Raw genomic sequence first — 17788 nt, forward strand, 5'->3', positions numbered from 1 at the left:
CGGTCTCGGAAACACGTCTCAGACCGGCAGGGTGACACGCATGACGAGGCCGCCGCCCTCGCGCGGCTCCGCGATGATACGGCCACCGTGGGCACGCGCGACGGATCGCGCGATCGACAGGCCGAGGCCCACGCCCTTGTCGCTTCCGGTGCGCTCCTGTCGAAGCCGCCGGAAGGGCTCGAAGAGATTGTCGATCTCGTACGCCGGCACCACGGGGCCGGTGTTCGCCACCACCAGCACCGCCTGGCCGTGCTGGATTCCCGTGGTGACGTCCACCCAGCCGCCCTCCGCGATGTTGTACCGCACGGCGTTCTGCACGAGGTTCAGGGCGATCCGCTCCAGGAGCACACCGTTGCCCTGGACGACGGCGAGCGCGCGCTCTCCGCGGATCTCCACGCCCTTCGCCTCGGCCTCCGTCCTGGTCTGGTCGACGGCGCGGCCCGCGACCTCGGCGAGATCGACCGGTTTGCGTTCGACGATCTGGTTCTCGCTGCGGGCGAGCAGCAGCAGGCCCTCCACCAGCTGCTCACTGCGCTCGTTGGTGGCGAGGAGGGTCTTGCCGAGTTGCTGGAGTTCGGGGGGGGCCTCCGGATCGGAGAGCTGCACCTCCAGCAGCGTGCGGTTGATCGCCAGGGGCGTGCGCAGCTCGTGCGAGGCGTTGGCGACGAACCGCTGCTGGGCGGAGAAGGCCCGCTCCAGGCGGTCCAGCATCTCGTCGAACGTGTCCGCCAGCTCCTTCAGCTCGTCGTCCGGCCCGTCCAGCTCGATCCGCCGCGTGAGGTCGGAGCCGACCACGCGGCGCGCGGTGCGGGTGATCTTGCCGAGCGGGGAGAGGACGCGGCCCGCCATGGCGTAGCCGAAGGCGAACGCGATGACGCTGAGGCCGAGGAGCGCGAAGAGGGAACGCGTGAGGAGCTCGTCGAGAGCGTGCTGGCGCTGCTCGGCGAAGCACAGCTTCAGCGCCTCGTTCCGCTCCTCGTTGTCGACCAGGCCGTTCAGTCGCGGACAGGTGGGACTGGTGATCGCGACGTCCGCGCCGGGCGCGGTGCGGACCTGGATGGACTGCTGGATCCCGTCGTGCAGCGCCTGGGCCGCCAGCAGATAGATGATCGACAGCAGCAGGATGCCGGCGATCAGGAACATCCCGCCGTACAGCAGGGTGAGCCTTATGCGGATCGTCGGGCGCAGCAGGGGCCCGACGGGCTCGCGCGGGTCCGAGGTGGGTTTCGGGGGCGCCGTGGGGGGCGCGGGTGCCGTCGCCACGGGGTCAGATCCGGTAGCCGGAGCCCGGGACGGTGACGATCACCGGGGGCTCGCCGAGCTTGCGGCGCAGGGTCATGACGGTGACGCGGACGACGTTGGTGAACGGGTCCGTGTTCTCGTCCCAGGCTTTCTCGAGGAGCTGCTCGGCCGAGACGACCGCGCCCTCGCTGCGCATCAGGACCTCCAGCACGGCGAACTCCTTCGGGGCCAGCTGGATCTCCTTGCCGTCGCGGAACACCTCGCGACGGTTCGGGTCGAGCTTGATGCCGGCGCGCTCCAGGACCGGCGGCAGCGGCACGGTCGTACGCCGGCCCAGGGCCCGGACGCGGGCGGTGAGCTCGGTGAACGCGAACGGCTTGGGGAGGTAGTCGTCCGCGCCCAGCTCCAGGCCCTCGACGCGGTCGCTCACATCGCCGGACGCGGTCAGCATCAGGACGCGGGTGGGCATGCCCAGTTCGACGATCTTGCGGCAGACGTCGTCGCCGTGGACGAAGGGGAGATCGCGGTCGAGGACGACCACGTCGTAGTCGTTGACCCCGATCCGCTCGAGGGCCGCGGCGCCGTCGTACACGACGTCGACCGCCATGGCCTCCCGGCGCAGTCCGGTGGCCACCGCATCGGCGAGCAGCTGCTCGTCCTCGACGACGAGTACGCGCACGTGGCTGGTCCTTCCTCTTGGGCTGCCCCGACTCCGTGATCAGGGCAGGTGAAAAGGTCAGTGGCGATTTCTGTGGCACTGACTGTGTGCCTCCATCCTGCCCCTTACGCGCGTAAACCGGCCGTAAGACGGAGAACGGTCCCCGGGCGCATCAGGAATTCACGGAACTCACGGCCGAGTTGAGGTTTCTCTGAGGAGGGGCCTGGGGAGGACGACTGCACACCCGCGATCACGCCATGTATGTGGCTTGCCACACCCCGCTCTCTGTCCCCCAGAGGTTGGGCGTGATCGACCCGCCACCGACCCACGACGAGGGGGCGCAACCATGGACGCATTCACCGCAGGACTACTGCAGCGCATCAAGGCCACGGAGACCGACCTCACGCGGGCCCGCGAGACGGGCGACGACTTCCTGGTGGACGTCGAGCAGGAAGAGCTGGACGACCTGCATCGCCTCGCCGCGGAGCACGGCGTGGAGGTCGGCGCCGTCAGCGCCTGACCACCCCGGGAAGGGCCCGGCGCCATGGGACGGCGCCGGGCCCTTCCGCATGCGCGGGCCGTTCCTCCCGCCGACGAGAGCGGGCCGGGCCCGCCCGGGGGACGCCCGCGGGCGTTCAGTCGTGCCAGGCACCCAGGTCGTCGAGGAGGCGCTGGAGAGGGGCGAAGACGCCCGGTGAGGCGGCGACGGTCAGGTCACCGGAGGCGGGCTCGCCGGGGCGGGAGCCGGTGAGGGCTCCGGCCTCGCGGGCGATGAGGTCGCCGGCGGCGAGGTCCCAGGGGTGGAGGCCGCGCTCGTAGTAGCCGTCCAGCCGGCCGGCGGCCACATCGCACAGGTCGACGGCGGCGGAGCCGCCGCGCCGGATGTCACGCAGGCGCGGGATGAGCCGCTGGGCGACGTCGGCCTGGTGGCTGCGTACGGACTGGACGTAGTTGAAGCCCGTCGACACCAGCGCCTGGTCCAGCGGCGGCGCGGGCCGGACCCGCAGCCGCCGGTCGCCGCAGTGGGCCCCGCGCCCGAGCACGGCCCGGTACGTCTCGCCCCTCATGGGCACCTCGACGACGCCGACGACCCTCTCGCCGTCCCGCTCGGCCGCGATGGACACGGCCCATGTCGGCAGGCCGTAGAGGTAGTTCACCGTGCCGTCGAGGGGGTCGATGACCCAGCGGACGCCGCTCGTGCCCTCCACCGACGCTCCCTCCTCGCCGAGGAAGCCGTCGTCCGGCCGGGCGTCGGACAGAAAGCCGGTGATCAGCTTCTCCGCGGCGATGTCCATCTCGGTGACCACGTCGATCGGACTGGACTTGGTCGAGGCGACGGCGAGATCGTCGGGCCTGCCGTCACGCAGCAGCGCACCTGCCCTGTGTGCGGCTTCCAGGGCCAGGGACAGGAGTTCGTCGAGCAGGGGGTCGGTCACCGGGGCTCCCGTGTTCGGATCGGCGCGTAGGGATCTGTACCTGCGGAGCTACGCGTAGGGACTGTCCGCGCCGGCCGCCGCCGGACGCTCGGACCGCGCCGGGCAGCACCCGATCGGACAGAGGTCGTGAGAGGGCCCGAGTGCCCCGAGCGCACACCGTTCCACCACCTTCCCCCGCTCGGTCGCCGCCCGCTCCAGCAGCAGATCACGGACGGCGGCCGCGAACCGCGGGTCCGCGCCGACGGTCGCCGAGCGCCGCACCACGAGCCCCAGCTCAGCGGCTTTGGCGGTGGCCTCCGTGTCCAGGTCGTAGAGGACCTCCATATGGTCCGAGACGAAGCCGATCGGCACCATCACGACCGCGGGCGCCCCTTCGCCGTGCAGCTCCTCCAGGTGGTCGCAGATGTCGGGCTCCAGCCACGGGATGTGCGGTGCGCCGCTGCGCGACTGGTAGACGAGCCGCCACGGGTACGCGATGCCCGTCTCCTCCCGTACGGCGTCGACGATCACCTGAGCCACGTCGAGGTGCTGCTTCACATACGCTCCGCCGCCGCCGTGCTCGGCGACCGGCCCCGAGGCGTCCGCCGCCGCGTCCGGGATGGAGTGGGTGGTGAAGGCCAGCCGCGCCCCCGCCCGTAGGTCCTGCGGCAGGTCGGCGAGCGAGGCGAGCACACCGTCGACCATGGGGCCGACGAAACCCGGGTGGTTGAAGTAGTGCCGCAGCTTGTCGACCCTCGGCAGCGGCAGTCGCTCGGCCTCCAGCGCGGAGAGCGCGTCCGCGAGGTTCTCGCGGTACTGCCGGCAGCCCGAGTACGAGGCGTAGGCACTGGTCGCGAGCACCGCCACCCGCCGCCGCCCGTCCATGACCATCTCCCGCAGGGTGTCGGTCAGATAGGGCGCCCAGTTCCGGTTGCCCCAGTACACCGGCAGGTCGAGGCCGACGCCCGCGAAGTCCTTGCGGAGCGCGTCGAGCAACGCCCGGTTCTGGTCGTTGATCGGGCTGATCCCGCCGAACCGGAAGTAGTGCTGACCGACTTCCTTGAGGCGCTCCCTGGGGATGCCCCGGCCGCGCGTCACGTTCTCCAGGAAGGGGACCACGTCGTCCGGGCCCTCGGGCCCGCCGAACGAGAGGAGCAGCAGGGCGTCGTAGGGAGCGGGGTCGCGAGGAGCGGGGTCGTGCTGTTCGGCCATGGTGCGATCCTCCCACCAGCGTCCGGCAACCGGGCAACCGCGTTGGAGTAAGGCTTACCTAACCCGTAAGCTGTTCCGGCCGATCACATTCCTTACGGAGCGCCCTCTTGCCCAGTCCCTACCGCGCGATATTCGCGGCCCCCGGCACCGTGGCGTTCTCCGCCGCCGGCTTCTTCGGCCGCATGCCGCTGTCCATGATGGGCGTCGGCATCGTGGCCATGGTGTCCCAGCTGACCGGGCGCTACAGCCTCGCCGGCTGGCTCTCCGCGACGCTCGCGCTCTCGGCGGCCGTCCTCGGCCCTCAGGTGTCCCGGCTGGTCGACCGGCACGGGCAGCGCCGGGTCCTCCGCCCAGCCCTGCTGGTCTCGGTGGCCGCGGTCGCGGGACTGCTGGTCTGCGCCCAGCAGGGCGCACCCAGCTGGCTGCTCTTCGTGTTCACCGCCTGCGCCGGCTGCATCCCCGCCGTCGGCGCGATGACCCGGGCCCGCTGGGCGGAGATCTACCAGGGTTCGCGGCGCGAACTGCACACGGCGTACGCCTTCGAGTCGATCGCGGACGAGGTGTGCTTCATCATCGGTCCGATCATCTCGATCGGGCTGTCCACGGTCTGGTTCCCGGAGGCGGGGCCGCTGCTGGCCACCGCGTTCCTCGTGATCGGCGTCCTGTGGCTGACGGCCCAGCGCGCCACCGAACCCGTGCCGCATCCGCGCGCGCAGGACAGCGGCGGTTCCGCGCTCCGCTCCCCCGGTCTGCGGGTCCTCGTCGGCACCTTCGTCGCGACCGGCGCGATCTTCGGCTCGGTGGACGTGGTGACGGTGGCCTTCGCCGAGGAGCAGGGCAGCAAGGCGGCGGCGAGCCTGGTGCTCGCGGTGTACGCGCTGGGCTCCTGCCTGGCCGGAGCGGTCTTCGGGCTGCTCCATCTCAAGGGTGAGCCGGCCCGCAGGTGGGTAGTGGGTGTCTGCGCGATGGCCGTGAGTATGATCCCCCTCCAACTGGCCGGGAATCTTGTGGTCCTGGCCGTGGCGCTCTTTGTCGCGGGCCTGGCCATCGCGCCGACGATGGTGACGACGATGGCCCTCGTCGAGGCACACGTACCACGCACCAGACTGACCGAGGGCATGACCTGGACCGGTACCGGACTCGCGGTCGGCGTCTCGCTCGGCCTGTCGGCCTCAGGATGGATGGTGGACGAGTACGGGGCCGGTGCCGCGTACGCGGTGCCCGCGGTGGCGGGAGCGCTCGCGGTCGTGGTCGCGGTCCTGGGGTATCGCCGGCTGCGCGAGCCGGTGCCGACGCGGGAGGGGCGGGATGACGAGCACATCCAGGACCACGACGGAGAACGCGTGGCGTAACTGGGCGGGTACGGTGACGTCGCACCCGGTGCGGGAGGTCACCCCCGCCTCGGCGGCCGAACTGGCCGAGGCCGTGCGCCGGGCAGCCGAGGACGGTCTGCGGGTGAAGACGGTCGGTACGGGCCACTCGTTCACCGCGATCGCCGCGACCGACGGTGTACTGGTCAGGCCCGATCTGCTCACCGGCATACGGGAGATCGACCGTACGGCGATGACGGTGACCGTCGAGGCCGGTACGCCGTTGAAGCGGCTGAACACCGCGCTCGCGCGTGAGGACCTGTCGCTCACGAACATGGGCGACATCATGGAGCAGACCGTCGCGGGCGCGACGAGCACCGGGACGCACGGCACGGGCCGCGACTCCGCCTCGATCGCGGCGCAGATCAGGGGCCTCGAGCTGATCACGGCCGACGGTTCGGTGCTGAACTGCTCCGAGAAGGAGAATCCGGAGGTCTTCGCCGCGGCCCGGATCGGCCTCGGTGCGCTGGGGGTGGTCAGCGCGATCACCTTCGCCGTGGAGCCGCTGTTCCTGCTGGCGGCCCGCGAGGAGCCGATGACCTTCGACCGGGTCACGGCGGAGTTCGACGAGCTGCACGCGGAGAACGAGCACTTCGAGTTCTACTGGTTCCCGCACACCGGCAACTGCAACACCAAGCGCAACAACCGCAGCGCGGGACCCGCCGCCCCGCCCGGAGCGGTCAGTGGCTGGATCGAGGACGAGCTGCTCTCCAACGGGCTGTTCCAGGTGGTCAATTCGGTCGGCCGCGCGGTACCGGCGACGATCCCCGCGATCGCGAAGCTGTCCAGCCGCGCCCTGTCCGCCCGCACGTACACGGACATTCCCTACAAGGTCTTCACAAGTCCCCGCCGGGTGCGGTTCGTCGAGATGGAGTACGCGCTTCCGCGGGAGGCGGCGGTCGGGGCACTGCGCGAGGTGAAGGCGATGATCGACCGCTCCCCGCTGCGGATCAGCTTCCCGGTGGAGGTGCGGACGGCGCCGGCCGACGACATCGCGCTCTCCACGGCCTCGGGCCGCGAGAGCGCGTACATCGCGGTGCACATGTACAAGGGCACCCCGTACCGCTCGTACTTCACCGCGGTGGAGCGGATCATGACCCAGCACGGCGGCCGTCCCCACTGGGGCAAGATCCACACGCGAGACGCGGAGTACTTCGAGAGCGTCTATCCGCGATTCGGCGAATTCACGGCGCTGCGTGACCGGTTGGACCCGGAGCGTGTGTTCGGCAACGACTATCTGCGGCGGGTGCTGGGCGCCTGAGGCGTGTCCGCTCCTGTGGGCGGGGGCGTGGGCTTCGAGGCCGGGGGCTGCGGGGGAGCCCCGCCGCCGGTGGACGCGGAGGGGGAGGGAGTGGGGGTGGGTTCGCCCTCATCTCCGTCGCCCCGGCCGCCCTCCGTGCCCGGGGCGGAACCGGAACCGTTGCTGCTGCCCGGGTCGGCACCACCGTCCGCACCCGCGCCCGGTTCGGTGCTGCTGCCGCCGCTGCCGTCCGGGTCGCCGGAGCCGGCGTCCGGCGTCGTACGCCCCTCCCCGCCCCCGTTCCCCTCGGGGCCGGCGGGCGAAGGGGACTCGTCCGGAGCGGAGTTGCCGCCTCCGCCGCCGCGCACGGCCGTGCCGACGGTGGTGCCCCGGCCTCCGCTCAGGTCCTGACCGGAGGCGAGTTCGTATCCGGTGATGCCGATCATCGCCACGGCGAAGACCACGGCGGCGGCGAGCAGGGACCTCTTCCAGCCGCGGACGCGGGTGCCGTGGGTGGTCGCCTCCCCGAACTCCCCGTGCGCGGAACCCGGCTCCTGCCGCGCGTTCGAACGGGGCGGCACCTCAACGCCCTTGGGGCGCACCTGATGGGTGACTTCGCGGATCTGTTCGCCGGTTCGCCTGAACAGGTGCTGGAAGACCGAGCCGCCGCAGGTGGCCACGACGCTCACCACCCCGGCGCCGAGGATCGTTCCGTAGACGCCGAGTTGGGAGGCGAGCACCGCCGCCGCGACCGCCGCGATCGCACTGCCCGCGACCTGCGGAACGTTCAGATCGAGCCGCCGTTCCTTGTGCTGTGCCGTGCCGTTGTCCCGCTTCTGATGCATCTCCAGCCTCTGCTTACCCATCTACCCCACCGTGCAACAAGAAGGGACATATAGGCGAATCGAATAGTTCCGATTCAGGAGATTCTGTGAAGCTTGCCACCCTCGAATTCGGGGTAGGGCGACCCAACTTCCGTCCCCCACGACAAGTTCGGCGGCGCGCCGGTCCACCCCGATGGCCCGAATGGAGTACTGTGGCGAGCCCTGGGTCCGGTCTCTCTCACGGGTGTACGGCCTCAGGGAAGGGGGCCGAAAGCGGCACTCGAACCGGCGGCGCCGCGGCATCGCACGGTCGCCTGCTGCACAGCGTGACGAACTCCGTCACGTTGCGTTGCGAAATAGGTAACCGTGCCATAACGGCGATCCAGGGCCCATGCCCGACACGCCGGGTAACTCGGCAAGGTTGTGGCAGGCTGCACCCGGGCAGGCCACACTCGACTAGCGGAAGCAGCGACGCACGTGACGTCGGCAGGCACCACCCGGGAGGTCCCCATGCCCGAACTGCGTGTCGTGGCCGTCTCCAACGACGGCACACGACTGGTGCTGAAGGCTGCGGACAGCACGGAGTACACGCTTCCGATTGATGAGCGGCTGCGCGCCGCCGTCCGCAACGACCGCGCCCGCCTCGGCCAGATCGAGATCGAGGTGGAGAGCCATCTCCGCCCCCGCGACATCCAGGCGCGTATACGCGCGGGTGCCTCCGCGGAAGAGGTCGCCCAGCTCGCCGGCATTCCCGTCGAGCGGGTGCGCCGCTTCGAGGGCCCCGTGCTCGCGGAGCGCGCGTTCATGGCGGAGCGCGCGCGCAAGACTCCCGTACGGCGTCCCGGCGAGAACACAGGACCACAGCTCGGCGAGGCGGTGCAGGAGCGCCTGCTGCTGCGCGGCGCCGAGAAGGACACCGTGCAGTGGGACTCCTGGCGCCGTGACGACGGCACATGGGAAGTGCTGCTGGTCTACCGGGTCGCGGGTGAGCCGCACTCGGCGAGCTGGACGTACGACCCGCCGCGGCGGCTCGTCCAGGCCGTCGACGACGAGGCGCGGGCGCTGATCGGTGAGACCGACGACGCGATCGCCGTCTCGCAGGAGCCGAGCTTCCCGTTCGTGCCGCGCATCGCCCGGCTGCCCCGTGACCGGCCGCTGGACCGCGCGCTCGATCGTGCACTGGACCGTCCGGCTCCCCTGCCGGCCGCCCCGGCACCGGAGCCGGAGGAGAGCGAGCGGGACTCGCTGACCAGCCTGCTGGAGGCGGTGCCGAGCTTCCGCGGGGACCTGGTCGTTCCCGAGCGGCCCGCCACGGAGGCGCCCGCCGGCGAGCCCGTCCAGGAGCCCGGGACCGAGGAGCCGCCCGCCCCGGCGGCATCCGCGGGTGCCGGCTCGGCGTACGCGGACGTGCTGATGCCCCGCTCGGTCACCGGCCACCGCGACCGCCTCACCGGCACCACGGACCGCCAGGCCGAGGCGGACGGCGTCCGCCCGGGGCGGCGGGCCGCAGTGCCGAGCTGGGACGAGATCGTGTTCGGCACGCGGCGGAAGAAGCAGGAGTAGGGAGTCCGGGGCTCCGCCCCGAACTCCTCGTCGGTCGCCTGCCGGGCTCCTCGGGAGCCCGGCAGGCGATCGGGCTATTGCGGGTCGGGCCCCGTGGCCACCGGGCGGGCCGGGTCAAAGGACCATTCCGACCACGAGCCCGCGTAGAGGGCGGCGGGGATGCCGGCGACGGCGAGGGCGAGGACCTCGTGGGCGCCGGAGACGCCCGAGCCGCAGTAGACGCCGACCTCGGGGGCGTCCATGGCGCCGAGACGCTTGAAGCGGTCCGCCAGGTCCTCCGCCGGCAGGAAGGTGGCGGCGCCGGCCATGACGTTCTCGGTCGTCGGTGCCGAGACCGCGCCGGGAATGTGCCCGCCGACGCGGTCGATCGTCTCGACGTCGCCCCGGTAGCGCTCGGCGGCCCGTGCGTCGAGCAGCAGCCCGGAACGGGCCAGTGCCGCCGCACCGTCCGCGTCGAGCAGCGGGAGGGCGCCCGGCACCGGAGTGAAGTCGCCGGGCTCCGGAGCGGAATCCTCCGTCGTCAGGGGGCCGTCCCACGCCTCCAGGCCGCCGTCCAGGACCCGTACGTCGGCGTGCCCGGTCCACCGCAGCAGCCACCACGCCCGCGCCGCGGCCCAGCCCTGGCCGCCGTCGTAGACGACGACCGGCACGCCGTTCGACACGCCCGCGCGGCGCATCGCAGCGCCGAAGGCCGCCGCGTCCGGCAGCGGATGCCGGCCACCCGCCCCGGGCGGCCCCGCCAGCTCGGAGTCGAGGTCGACGTACACGGCGCCGGGGATGTGCCCGGCCTTGTACGCGGCCCGCCCGTCGAAGGGAGCGGCGCCGGCCGCCTTGGCCGTGCTCAGCTGCCAGCGGACGTCGAGCAGCACCGGCGGCCGTGGACCGGCCGCCTCGCTCGCGAGTTCGGTTGCGGTGAGGATGGGGTTCATCACGCCATCTTCGCGCAGACGCGGCCGGCCCGTGACAGCGGTGGACGAGGAAGGGTGGGGCATGCCAGAACGGGCATCCTCCCCGTGGGATCCCGGGAAGCGAGCGGCGCGGCCGTGGCGCACCGCGTGCCCGGTGGTGCAAGCATCTGCACGGGGTGTACGACCGTCCCGTACGGCTTCTCGTACGGGTCCGTACCGCGGCCCCGTCCGGTCCCCCGCACGGCCACGACGACGATGGTCCGAGGAGAGAGTGACGATGACGACCGAGGCGACTCGGCGCAGACCCGGCACACCCTGCTGGGTGAGCCTCATGGTGCACGGACTTGACGCGACTCAGGAGTTCTACGGGGCACTGTTCGGCTGGGAGTTCGTCCCCGGTCCGCAGCAGCTGGGTCCGTACGTCCGCGCGCTGATCGACGGCAAGGAGGTGGCGGGCATCGGGCAGCTTCCGCCGGACCGCCATCTGCCGATCGCCTGGACGACGTACATGGCCTCGGACGACGTCGACGAGAGCGCCGAGCAGATCAGGATGTGCGGCGGCACGATCGGCGTCGGGCCGCTCGACGCGGCCGACGCGGGACGCCTCGTCATCGCGTCCGACCCGGAGGGCGCGGTCTTCGGCGTCTGGCAGGCCGCCGCCCACACCGGCACCGCTCTCTTCGGCACCCACGGCACGCCGGTCTGGAACGAGCTGGTGACCAGGGAGACTTCGGCGGTCGCCAAGTTCTACCAGTCGGTGTTCGGCTACGACCTGGAGCCGGTGGTCTCCGCCGACTTCGACTGTCTGACCCTGCATCTGGAGGCCCGGCCGGTGGCCTCGATCCACGGTGTGGGGCATGCGCTGCCCCGTGACAAGGGCTCGCACTGGATGACGTACTTCGAGGTCGAGGACACCGACGAGAGCACGGCCCGGGTGGTGGACCTCGGCGGCCATGTGCTCCGCGCGCCGCGCGAGGGCAGCAGCGGACGGCTGGCGACGGTCGCGGACCCGGAGGGCGCGGTGTTCACGATCGTACGCACCGCGACACCCGGCTGACGGGAGCCCGTGCGGCCGTCGGACCGCCTGACCCTCAGTCCTTGGGCGGCAGGCAGCGCGCCCGGCGTCGGGACGGCGGTCATGGCCTGACCAGCTCGCGGGTGATCTCCTGGGCCAGCTTCACGATGACGGGCATCGCGGCGGTGATGAACAAGGACCCGAAGGTCACGTCGCCGAGCGCGTAGAAGCACTCCTGTGTCCTGCCGTTGACGACGAACTGGCTGGTCTCGCGTGCCACGTGAAGGCCGCCGTGCGGATGCACCGAGGCCGCGGACGCCGTGACCAGGGACTGCACGAGGGGCGCCGCGGCCGTGGGTACCCGGTGCGGAGCGACGGAGGTGGCGTTCACCACCACGTCGGCGTGGAGCCGTCGGCCCTGCGTGGCGACGCCGAATCCCCGGCGGGTACGGCCGACCTCCTGCAGCCCGTCCATGATGCGCAGTTGGCCCGCTTCGCTCATGGCCAGCAGCCGGGCGGCGCTGGAGGGCGGCATCGGGCAGCACAGGGAATGGAGCGCGCGGTAGTGGTGGCGCAGGAGCCCGGCGCGCTCCCGCTCCGGCATCAGCGGCCAGACGTCGACGGCGACGGGCAGGGTGTGCTGCAGGATGCGCAGTCCGAGGGTCTGCGCGTCGTAGAGGTCCAGTTGGCGTCGTAGCCGGCGGGTGGGGTCCTCGCGCAGCAGGGCGAACTCGGTCTCGAGCTCGGCCGGGTGCTGTCCTGCGGCGGCGAGTTCGTCGTGCAGTACCTCAACGACCTGGGTGAGGCCGACCTGCCCGCGACGGCTCAGGGTGTGGAAGTGGTCGGGAGTGAAGTGCCGCATGGTGTGGGCGATCGGCCGCTGGCGCACCGCGGGCAGCACCCCGTGGCGGGAGAGCAGGTAGATCGGTCCTTGATGCCCGCCGGCCCGCAGGGCGAGACTCACATCCACGGCGGTCAGCCCCGTGCCGAGGACGGCGACGGTGGCCTGCGGGTCGATGCCGGCCAGGGCCTTGGACACCGGGTAGGGGTCGGGGACGAACCCGGGTTCCGGTCCGTCCAGACGGAATCCGTCGTACGGCGTGCCCGCTCCCAGGCAGAGGACGACGCGGTCGGCCCGGTGCTCCGTGCCGCGCTCCGTGGTCAGCGTGGCGCCCGCGGCCGACGGGGCGGCGTGGACCACCCGTTCGCGTACGACGTGGACGCTCCAGCCACGGTCCCTGAGCCCGGCCACGCCGTCGTGCGCCACCGACTCCAGATAGTCGCCGAAGAGTGTTCGAGGAGGGAAGGCCGCGGCGTTGAAGGGATCGGCCTGCTCCGTTGCTTCGGGTCGCCACCGGTGGCCATCGGAGAGCCACCGGTCGAAGTGATCGCGGTCCCCGGCGCGGACCGACATGGCACGCGAGGGGAGGTTCACCAGAATGCAGTCGGCGTCACGCTGGTAGGGGCGGCCTCGCCACAGGCGGTCGGACGGCTCGAAGACGGTGACGGCGGCCGGCGGCGCGGACGTCCGGGACAGTGCGTCCAGCAGACACACCGCTCCCCCGCCGCCCCCGACCACGGCGATCCTGCGCATGCGGCCCATGCCGTGCACCTTCCGTCGGCGCCTTTCCTCGGCCCGCGGTCACGCGTCCGATTCCCGCAGAGGCTGCCGGAGACATCTCCTATTGTGCTCCGGCGTGCACGGTCGGCCACCTGAGCCGGGCCGGCCGCACTCCCGGAGCGCGTCCCGGAGTGCGGCCGACGTGACCGAGAGTCATGGGTGTGCCGCGGCGCCGTTCAGAAGGGCAGCTTCCACTGCTCGTTCGGGGAGGTGGGAACGCAGTCGTAGAGGGCGAGTTGCGTACCGTCGGCGGAGTTGCCGCCCGGCACGTCCAAGCAGCGGCCCGACTGCGGATTGCGCAGCGTGCTGTTGGTGTGGACCTCCCACCTCTGTGCCCCGGTGCCGTTGCAGGTGTGGAGCTGCACCGGCGACCGGTTGGCGGTGGCGCCGCCCGCGATGTCCAGGCACTTGCCGAACGCGCGGATGGTCTGGCCCACCCGGCTCCACTTCTGGGCGTCGGTCCCGTTGCAGGTGTGGAGCTGGACGGGGGTCCCGTCGGTGGTGGCCGCGCCGCGGACGTCCACGCACTTGCCCGCCAGCCCGGTGATCGGGCCCGTCAGGCCTTTGATCCGCACGTTGCGGAACCGGACGTCGTCACCGGTGCCGTGGTTCTGCAGACCGATGTGGCCCTGCTGGAGGGAGCGCGCCGGATCGGTGTTGGTGAAGTCGTTGATCTTCACCCCGTTCAGGAACACCTGGAGGTGCTCGCCCTCCACGAGCAGTTCGTAGGTGTTCCACTCGCCCGGCGGGTTCAGCGCCCCGTCCCTGGCGGCGATGTCCGCCGACGCGAATCCGTAGACCGCGCCGGTGGTCCTGTCGGCCGTGTCGGTCGCGTCGATCTGGATCTCGTAGCCGTTGTCCACCGCCGACCAGGGGTCGGAGCTGGGCGGGAAGCCGATGAAGACGCCGGAGTTGTCGTCGCCGGGCATCATCCAGTCCAGCTTCAGCGAGTACGAGGTGTACTCCTGGGCGCTGTACCAGAGGAGGCCGAGCCCGCCGGTGGTGGTGAGCGTGGCGTCGGAGTTGGTGAAGGAGCCGGGCCCGGCTTGCGACCAGCCGGTCGTGGAGCCGTTGAAGAGCGTGGTGTAGCCGCTCTCGGGACGGCAGTCGGCGGCGGCCTGCCCGGCGGCGTACCGGATCCCGCCGAGCAGCTGGGCGCGGAACGCGCCGTCGGCGTACGACTGCTGGGTGTGTCCGCCGCCGGTGTAGAAGGACCGGCCGCCCTCGTACGTCTTGCACCAGGTGTGCGGGTGGTCCGCGCCCATGGTGCCGCCGTTGTACGAGGACTCGTCGAGCGTGGCGAGGACATGGGCCGTGGAGCGCGGATTAGTGCGGTAGTTGTACCACTCGTCGGTGCGCACCCAGCTCTGGCCGAGGTGCGAGGTGGCCGGGTGTGCCCGGTCCTCGACCCTGACGGTGGCCTGCTGGATCGCCGGGTGGGAGTCGAACCAGGCGCCCATGAGCTGCCCGTAGAACGGCCAGGAGTACTCGGTGTCGGCCGCGGCGTGCACGCCGACGAAGCCGCCACCGCCTCGGACGTAGGACTCGAACGCGGCCTGTTGGTTGGCGTTGAGCACGTCACCGGTGGTGTTGAGGAACACGACCGCCTCGTAGCCCGCGAGGTTCGAGGTGGTGAAGGCGGCCGGGTCCTCGGTGGCGGTGACGGTGAAGCCGTTGCCCGCGCCCAGGTCCTTGACGGCCTGGACGCCGGCGGGGATGGAGTCGTGCCGGAAGCCGGCCGTCCTGGTGAAGACCAGCACGTCGTAGGCGGTGTCGGCGGCATCCGCCTCGGTCGCCACGGGCGGGGCGAGAGCTGTCAGCGCGGCCGCGGCGACCGCGAGCGCGGTGCGTACGGACCGTCCCGGGATTCTCATGACATCACCCACTGCTCGTTGGGGGAGGTGGGGACGCAGTCGTAGAGGGCCAGTTGCGTACCGTCGGCGGAGTTGCCGCCCGGCACGTCCAGGCAGCGGCCCGACTGCGGATTGCGCAGCGTCCCGTTGGTGTGCGTGTCCCACCGCTGGGCGCCCGTCCCGTTGCAGCCGTACAACTGGACCGGCGTCCCGTTCGCCGTGGCACCGCCGGCCACGTCCATGCACTTGCCCAGGGCCTGGAAGGTCTGGCCGACCCGGCTCCACTTCTGCGCGTCGGTGCCGTTGCAGGCGTAGAGCTGCACAGGCGTGCCGTCCGCCGTGGCTGCCCCACGGACGTCCGCGCACTTCCCGGCGAGACCGGTGATCCGGCCCGGCTGCCCGAGGTCGAAGCTGTCCACGTCGTACAGCGCCCCGGAAACGGCGCCCTTGAAGACCAGGTACAGCGTGGTCGTGCCGGCCGGCGCGCCGCTCAGCGTGGCGTTGACCGTGGTGAACGTGTCCCAGGCGCCCGTCACCGGAACGGCGACCGAGCCCAGCAGTGTGCCGGTGGCGGAACCGGCCCGTACCTCCAGGGTGCCGCCGGCGCCCGCGGAGGAGACCCGTGCGGAGAGCCTCCTCGCGTCGCCCAGAGCGTAGGGAGTGAAGGCGATCGAGTCGCCGTTGTGGATGTCACCGACGGTCTTGCCGCCCTGGGCCGCCGGTTTGTTCATGATGGTGACTCCGGTGGAGGTGGAGAAGTGCTCCGCCTGGCGGTGGCGGGGCTGGGTGATGCTCTGCGCGTGCGTGGTGAGCGGGGGCCGGCCGCCCGCGCCCGCGTCGGTGTACTCGGCGTCCCACACCCCGAAGATGTTCGCCGCGTCGTCGTGCTCGCCGTCGACCGGCACGGTGATGGAGCCGGTGCAGCCGTTCTTCGAAGTGACGGCATGGCCGTGGTTGTCGTGACCCAGTACGTAGGTCATCTTGACCTTCGCGCAGTCGATCGTCCCGTCCTCGGGGTCGACGACGGTGATCTCGTACGGCACGCTGTCGCCGAAGGAGAAGAGGGTCCCGTCGACGGGCAGCTTCACGGTGACCGTGGGGGCGGTGTTGCCGACCGTGATCGGCAGGCTCGCGGTGCCGGTGTTTCCGTCGGGGTCGCGGACGGTGAGCACCGCGGTGTACTGGCCGTTGGCGGTGTAGGTGTGGCTGGGGCCGGCGGAGGTCGAGGTGGAGCCGTCGCCGAAGTTCCAGGAGTAGCTGAGGGCCCCGCCTTCGGGGTCGCTGGAACCGGCCGACGAGAAGGCCACGGTGAGGGGGGCCTGGCCGGAGGTCCGGTCGGCCGAGGCCTTGGCGACGGGCGAGCGGTTGCCGCCGCCGACGTACTCGATGCGGTAGAGCGCCGAGTTGGCGTCGCCGCTGAAGTAGCCCGTGCCGTAGTCGAGCACGTAGAGAGCGCCGTTGGGCCCGAAGGCCATGTCCATCACCTGGGTGCCGGACCAGGGGAAGGCTCCGATGGTGCCGGGCGTGCCGTTCGCGTTGACGTCGATCGTCTTGATCCAGCGGCGGCCGAACTCGCCGGCGAAGAAGTGGCCGTCGAGGTCCTGGGGGAACTTGACGTCCGAGGTGCCGGCGGCGTCGTACCGGTAGACCGGGCCACCCATCGGGGACTCCGAACCCGACCCGAACTCCGGCGGGCTGCCCGCCTCACCGCCGTAGCGGATCCACGAGGCCTTGGCGGCGGGCAGCGTGGTCAGGCCGGTGTTGCGGGGCGAGTTGTTCGACGGCCCGCCGGCGCAGTTGTACTTCGCGCCCGCCGGGCCGGACGGGAAGGTGTACTCGGTGTACGTCTCGGCCGTCGTGCCGGTGCCGGTGCAGTAGGGCCAGCCGTAGTTGCCGGGTGCGGTGATCCGGTTGAACTCGACCTGGCCGCCCGGGCCGCGGGTGGCCGAGGCTCCGCCGGCGTCGGGCCCGTAGTCGCCGACGTAGACGGTGCCGTTCCCCTTGTCCACGCTCATACGGAACGGGTTGCGGAAGCCCATCGCGTAGATCTCGGGCTTCGTGGCGGCGGTGCCTGGCGCGAAGAGGTTGCCCGAGGGTATGGAGTACGTGCCGTCCGCGTTCACCTTGATCCGCAGGATCTTGCCGCGCAGGTCATTGGTGTTCGCCGAGGTGCGCTGCGCGTCGAAGGCCGGGTTTCGGCCCGTGCGTTCGTCGAGGGGCGCGAACCCGTCGGACTGGAACGGGTTGGAGTCGTCGCCGGTGGAGAGGTACAGGTTGCCCGCTGCGTCGAAGTCGATGTCCCCGCCCACGTGGCAGCAGATGCCACGGTCGGCCGGGACCCTCAGCACGATCTTCTCGCCGGCGGTGTTGAGCGTCCAGTCGGCGTTGAGTGTGAACCGGGAGAGCCGGCTCTCGCCCTGCCAGGCCGACCAGTCGGTGCCGTCGGAGGGGGCGTCGCCCGCCGGGGTGGAGAGCGGCGGGGCGTAGTAGAGGTAGACCGCCCGGTTCGTGGCGAAGCCCGGGTCGACGCCGACGCCCTGCAGGCCCTCCTCGTCGTGGGAGTACACGGGCAGCGTGCCGATCACCGTGGTGGTGCCCGAGGGGTCGGTGCGGCGCAGTCTGCCGTCGCGCGAGGTGTGCAGCACCGAGGTGTCGGGCAGTACCGCGAGCGACATGGGCTCGCCCATGGACGCCTCGCCGCGGGCCATCTGTATCTGCTGGAAGTCGGCGGGGTCGACGGGCTCGTGGGCCTGTGCGGTGGTCTGCGGCAGGACGGTCACGACTGCGGCCGCCAGGAGCACCAGGGCCGGCCAGAGGGCTCTGAGGCGGTGCGCGCGCATGCGGGGGCTACGGGATACGGACATGGT

The 17788-nt window shown here is 71.5% G+C and carries 14 protein-coding genes; 5 read left to right on the forward strand and 9 right to left on the reverse strand.

Going from position 1 to position 17788, the window contains the following annotated elements; genetic code table 11:
- Positions 1–18 precede the first annotated feature (18 nt).
- Complete coding sequence (locus ACIQMR_RS28185) at positions 19–1263, reverse strand: sensor histidine kinase (protein ID WP_401392950.1); 1245 nt, start codon at positions 1261–1263, stop codon at positions 19–21.
- 4 nt (positions 1264–1267) lie between these two features.
- Complete coding sequence (locus ACIQMR_RS28190; protein WP_266388256.1) at positions 1268–1921, reverse strand: response regulator transcription factor; 654 nt, start codon at positions 1919–1921, stop codon at positions 1268–1270.
- Between the two features lie 325 nt (positions 1922–2246).
- On the opposite strand from ACIQMR_RS28190, the gene ACIQMR_RS28195 reads away from it, so the two are divergent.
- Positions 2247–2420, forward strand: a complete 174-nt coding sequence (locus ACIQMR_RS28195; protein ID WP_266388259.1) for a hypothetical protein — start codon at positions 2247–2249, stop codon at positions 2418–2420.
- A gap of 115 nt (positions 2421–2535) precedes the next feature.
- Here the strand turns inward: ACIQMR_RS28195 and ACIQMR_RS28200 are convergent, their stop codons facing one another.
- Positions 2536–3336 carry an inositol monophosphatase family protein gene (locus tag ACIQMR_RS28200; RefSeq protein ID WP_401392953.1) on the reverse strand — a complete coding sequence of 267 codons (801 nt, stop codon included), beginning with the start codon at positions 3334–3336 and terminating at the stop codon, positions 2536–2538.
- A gap of 48 nt (positions 3337–3384) precedes the next feature.
- Positions 3385–4527 (reverse strand): ferrochelatase, encoded by a 1143-nt coding sequence (locus tag ACIQMR_RS28205; protein WP_401392955.1) that lies wholly within the window; start codon positions 4525–4527, stop codon positions 3385–3387.
- A gap of 107 nt (positions 4528–4634) precedes the next feature.
- Between ACIQMR_RS28205 and ACIQMR_RS28210 the strand changes: the two genes are divergently transcribed.
- Together ACIQMR_RS28210 and ACIQMR_RS28215 are read left to right on the forward strand one after the other, a co-directional pair.
- On the forward strand, positions 4635–5879 hold the full coding sequence (locus ACIQMR_RS28210) for an MFS transporter (protein WP_401392957.1): 1245 nt from the start codon (positions 4635–4637) through the stop codon (positions 5877–5879).
- Positions 5836–7158 (forward strand): D-arabinono-1,4-lactone oxidase, encoded by a 1323-nt coding sequence (locus ACIQMR_RS28215; RefSeq protein WP_401392960.1) that lies wholly within the window; start codon positions 5836–5838, stop codon positions 7156–7158. Before ACIQMR_RS28210 ends, ACIQMR_RS28215 begins: the two co-directional genes overlap by 44 nt.
- Here ACIQMR_RS28215 and ACIQMR_RS28220 read toward each other — a convergent pair.
- Entirely contained in the window at positions 7131–8003 is an 873-nt protein-coding gene (locus ACIQMR_RS28220) for a hypothetical protein (protein ID WP_401392963.1), read from the reverse strand. The two genes, ACIQMR_RS28215 and ACIQMR_RS28220, sit on opposite strands and share 28 nt — an antisense overlap.
- A 435-nt stretch (positions 8004–8438) precedes the next feature.
- Here ACIQMR_RS28220 and sepH point away from each other — a divergent pair, with 435 nt between their 5' ends.
- On the forward strand, positions 8439–9524 hold the full coding sequence (gene sepH / locus ACIQMR_RS28225) for a septation protein SepH (protein WP_358670623.1): 1086 nt from the start codon (positions 8439–8441) through the stop codon (positions 9522–9524).
- 74 nt (positions 9525–9598) lie between these two features.
- On the opposite strand, the gene ACIQMR_RS28230 is transcribed toward sepH, so the two are convergent.
- On the reverse strand, positions 9599–10453 hold the full coding sequence (locus tag ACIQMR_RS28230) for a sulfurtransferase (RefSeq protein ID WP_401392966.1): 855 nt from the start codon (positions 10451–10453) through the stop codon (positions 9599–9601).
- 256 nt (positions 10454–10709) lie between these two features.
- Here ACIQMR_RS28230 and ACIQMR_RS28235 point away from each other — a divergent pair, with 256 nt between their 5' ends.
- The gene (locus tag ACIQMR_RS28235) at positions 10710–11489 is read left to right on the forward strand and encodes a VOC family protein (protein ID WP_401392969.1); all 780 of its coding nucleotides are present in this window, start codon (positions 10710–10712) and stop codon (positions 11487–11489) included.
- A gap of 79 nt (positions 11490–11568) precedes the next feature.
- On the opposite strand, the gene ACIQMR_RS28240 is transcribed toward ACIQMR_RS28235, so the two are convergent.
- The 3 genes from ACIQMR_RS28240 to ACIQMR_RS28250 all read right to left on the reverse strand — a co-directional run bounded on the left by ACIQMR_RS28240 (position 11569) and on the right by ACIQMR_RS28250 (position 17785).
- Positions 11569–13050 (reverse strand): FAD/NAD(P)-binding protein, encoded by a 1482-nt coding sequence (locus ACIQMR_RS28240; protein WP_401392972.1) that lies wholly within the window; start codon positions 13048–13050, stop codon positions 11569–11571.
- Between the two features lie 194 nt (positions 13051–13244).
- Complete coding sequence (locus ACIQMR_RS28245; protein ID WP_401392975.1) at positions 13245–14942, reverse strand: ThuA domain-containing protein; 1698 nt, start codon at positions 14940–14942, stop codon at positions 13245–13247.
- The gene (locus ACIQMR_RS28250) at positions 14939–17785 is read right to left on the reverse strand and encodes a PQQ-dependent sugar dehydrogenase (RefSeq protein ID WP_401392978.1); all 2847 of its coding nucleotides are present in this window, start codon (positions 17783–17785) and stop codon (positions 14939–14941) included. The genes ACIQMR_RS28245 and ACIQMR_RS28250 overlap by 4 nt, the downstream gene beginning before the upstream one ends.
- Between the last annotated feature and the right edge of the window lie 3 nt (positions 17786–17788).

Origin of the sequence: Streptomyces sp. NPDC091376, from assembly GCF_044757085.1 — a bacterium.
Taxonomy (GTDB): Bacteria; Actinomycetota; Actinomycetes; order Streptomycetales; family Streptomycetaceae; genus Streptomyces; species Streptomyces pratisoli.